This is a genomic window from Pseudotenacibaculum sp. MALMAid0570, from assembly GCF_040151415.1.
Classification (GTDB): Bacteria; Bacteroidota; Bacteroidia; order Flavobacteriales; family Flavobacteriaceae; genus Polaribacter.
The window spans coordinates 1-3,176 of sequence record NZ_JBDKWF010000031.1 but is presented as its reverse complement, the minus strand read 5'-3'; the positions used below and the strand labels follow the sequence as shown (position 1 = coordinate 3,176).

Here is a 3,176-nt window from a genome sequence, read left to right as displayed (position 1 = left end):
AAATAAGACAAAATGATTTAGAACAGTTGATAGAAGTACTGGAACAGCAGTTTTTATCAGAACAAACTCAAGTGAATACTCTTCTAAATAGGGAAAAGAATTTCAAAATTGAAGTTTTAGACTCTTTAGTAATGCCAAAATCTTTGGATGTTGTTAGTACAGATAATTTGTCACTTCATCCAGAATTGTTGAAGTATGATAAATTATATAAGTCAGTTGAACAATCAGAACTACTCAATCAAAAAGAACAAAAACCTATGATTGGTTTTGGACTGGATTATGTCGCTGTTTCTGAACGTCCGAATATGAGTTTTTCTGATAATGGAAAAGACATCGTGATGCCTATGGTTTCTTTATCAATTCCAATTTTCAACAAAAAGTATTCGTCAAAAACGAAGCAAAATCAATTGAAACAAGAAGAATTGTTGTTCGACAAGCAAGCTCGTCAAAATAAATTAATGGGGATGCTAGATGTTGCAATTAATGAAAGAGTTGCATCTAAAATAAGCTTTGATACTTACAAAAGAAACCTAGAAAAAGCAGACAATGCTGAACAAATTCTTTTGAAGAGTTATGAATCTGGAACCATCAACTTTAACGATGTTCTAGACATACAAGAATTGCAGTTAAAATTTCAAATGAAACAGATAGAAGCCATCAAGGGTTTTTATATGCAGAGTACGATTATTAACTATTTAAGCATGTAATTTTATGAGAGCAGTAATTATTTTATTTGTAATTGGAACATTTCTTTCTTGTGATAAGAAGGGAGAACTACCTAACGTATATCATTCTGGTGCACTACGAACAATGATGTCAGGTGATATTTCTAAAACAATAGATCTAGATACATTATCACAGAAAAAGCATTTATATGCTTTGGGAGCTTTTGAAGGATTGCAAGGAGAGATACAGATATTCGAAGGAGTAAGTCAGAGTAGTACGGTAAAAGATAGTACAGTCGTCATTGAAAATGAAATAGAAGGTTCCGCTAGTTTATTGGTGTACACACAAGTAGAAAAATGGGTAGAAAATTCTTTATTCAATTTTGCATCCAAAACCGATTTAGAAAGTCTACTTATGAATGAAGCGAAAAAAGTGGGCTTAGATACCGAGAAACCTTTTCCATTTATTCTTGAGGGAAAAATTTCAGAATTACAATGGCATGTGATTAATTGGAATCCAAAGGATTCAGTTCATACACATAAAAAACATCAAGAGTCAGGTTTAAATGGAATTATAACCAATGAAAATGTTCGTATTCTAGGGTTCTACTCGAACAAACATAAAGCCATTTTTACGCATCATAGTTCAAATGTTCACATGCACTTTACATCAAAAGATCAAAGCTTGGCAGGTCATGTGGATGATTTGAAAATCAAGGATTCAATCATATTAAAATTACCAAAACTATGAAGCATACATATAAAGTAACAGGAATGACTTGCGGAGGCTGTAAAGCCTCTGTTGAAAAATATTTATCAGAAGTAAAAGAAGTAACGAGTGTTACAGTTGATTTAGAAAAAGGAGAAGCAGAGGTTCAGATGAATAGCCACGTATCATCAGAAACACTCCAAAAAGCACTTCCTGAAAAGTATATGATTACTGAAAAAGTAAAAGAAAAACACGCTATAGAATCGATTTCTTCAGATTACATGATTGAAGATTCAACATCCAAACTCCAGCAGCTAAAACCGCTGTTTCTGATTATCTTTTATATCACTACAGCAAGCATATTGTTGAATTATAAAGATTGGAATTGGACAGGCTTTATGTTCGATTTTATGGGGCTGTTTTATATTGTCTTTAGTTTTTTCAAAATGCTGGATTTGAAAGGGTTTCCTGATTCTTTTAGAATGTATGACCCTTTGGCAAAGAAGATATCAATATATGCAACCATCTATCCTTTTATAGAAACTTCTTTAGGGCTGATGTTCTTGATGCGATTTGAGACAAATATAGCGCTTTGGGTTACGTTGGTTATTCTAGGAATTACAACCATTGGAGTGACAAAGACACTCTTAGATAAAAAATCAATACGATGTGCTTGTTTGGGAACTGCCTTAAAGCTACCTATGACCGAAGCTACATTTATTGAAAATGCCATTATGATAGTAATGGCGATATTAATGCTAACTAATATTATATAACAATGAAAAATTTACTACAGATAACGTTTATAGCCGTGCTACTTTTTAGCTGTAAAAGTGAACATAAAAAAGAAGTAAAAGACGAACATCAACATCATCAAGTTGAAAAGAAAGAAACATCGAAGAAAAAAGTGCTAAGTCCACACACCTATGCAATGGCTATGGTTGGAGATGCGCATGTTCATATTGATTACTCTTCTCCAGGAGTAAGAGGAAGAATCATCTTTGGAGGGTTGTTGGCTTATGATGAAGTATGGCAGTCTGGAGCTCATAAAGCCACTTGGTTAGAAACCAATAAAGATGTATCCATAGATGGAAAAATATTGAAAACTGGGAAATATGGAATCTTTACCATTCCATCTAAAGAAGAATGGACGGTTATTTTCAATACAAATTGGGATCAACATGGAAAAGATGAGTATGATGCAAAAGACGATGTTTTACGATTTAAAGTAAAACCAGAGCTTTCAGATGAGAATACTGAACATCTTACATATGAAGTAAAGAAGACTGGTGATACTCAGGGAACTATTTCTTTGAGTTGGGAGAAGGTAACCATACATTTTCCATTTCAAATAAAAGAATAGTATGGTCAACAGACAAACATCATTAAAGATTAGAAAGGTTCATAGATATCTAGGGCTTTTTCTTGGAATTCAGTTTTTGTTTTGGACAATTAGTGGCTTGTATTTCAGCTGGACAGATATTGATGATATTCATGGAGACCATTATAAGAATCTAGAGTATCAACCTATGGCTTTTGATAGTCTGTTGAGTCCAACCTCATTGCATATTTCGGAGTCTATTAAGACTGTAGAGATACGAGATATTAATAGGGAACCTTATTACTTTATTAATAAAGAGACATTGTACAATGCTAGGTCTGGTCAAAAGAAAAATGAATTAACTAAAGACGAAGCTTTATATGTTGCCAAAAACTATATGAAGGAAGGTTTAGAAGTTGCTTCCATTGAAAAAATAACAGAGGCAGGAAAGCATCATGAGTATCGAGAAAAGTTACTTCCT

4 protein-coding genes and 1 pseudogene are annotated in these 3,176 nt (G+C 33.1%); all 5 read left to right on the top strand.

Translation table 11 applies throughout. The features are described 5' to 3' along the window. A partial coding sequence (locus AAON49_RS00180) for a TolC family protein (protein ID WP_349551750.1) occupies window positions 1-707 on the top strand: 707 nt, incomplete at its 5' end. Between the two features lie 4 nt (window positions 708-711). Further along, complete coding sequence (locus tag AAON49_RS00175; protein WP_349551749.1) at window positions 712-1,416, top strand: acetolactate decarboxylase; 705 nt, start codon at window positions 712-714, stop codon at window positions 1,414-1,416. Next, entirely contained in the window at window positions 1,413-2,150 is a 738-nt protein-coding gene (locus tag AAON49_RS00170) for a heavy-metal-associated domain-containing protein (protein WP_349551747.1), read from the top strand. The genes AAON49_RS00175 and AAON49_RS00170 overlap by 4 nt, the downstream gene beginning before the upstream one ends. 2 nt (window positions 2,151-2,152) lie before the next feature. Next, window positions 2,153-2,737, top strand: a complete 585-nt coding sequence (locus AAON49_RS00165; RefSeq protein ID WP_349551745.1) for a DUF2911 domain-containing protein — start codon at window positions 2,153-2,155, stop codon at window positions 2,735-2,737. Window position 2,738: 1 nt separating this feature from the next. Continuing rightward, window positions 2,739-3,176 (top strand): annotated as a pseudogene (locus tag AAON49_RS00160) (hypothetical protein); the annotation flags it as partial.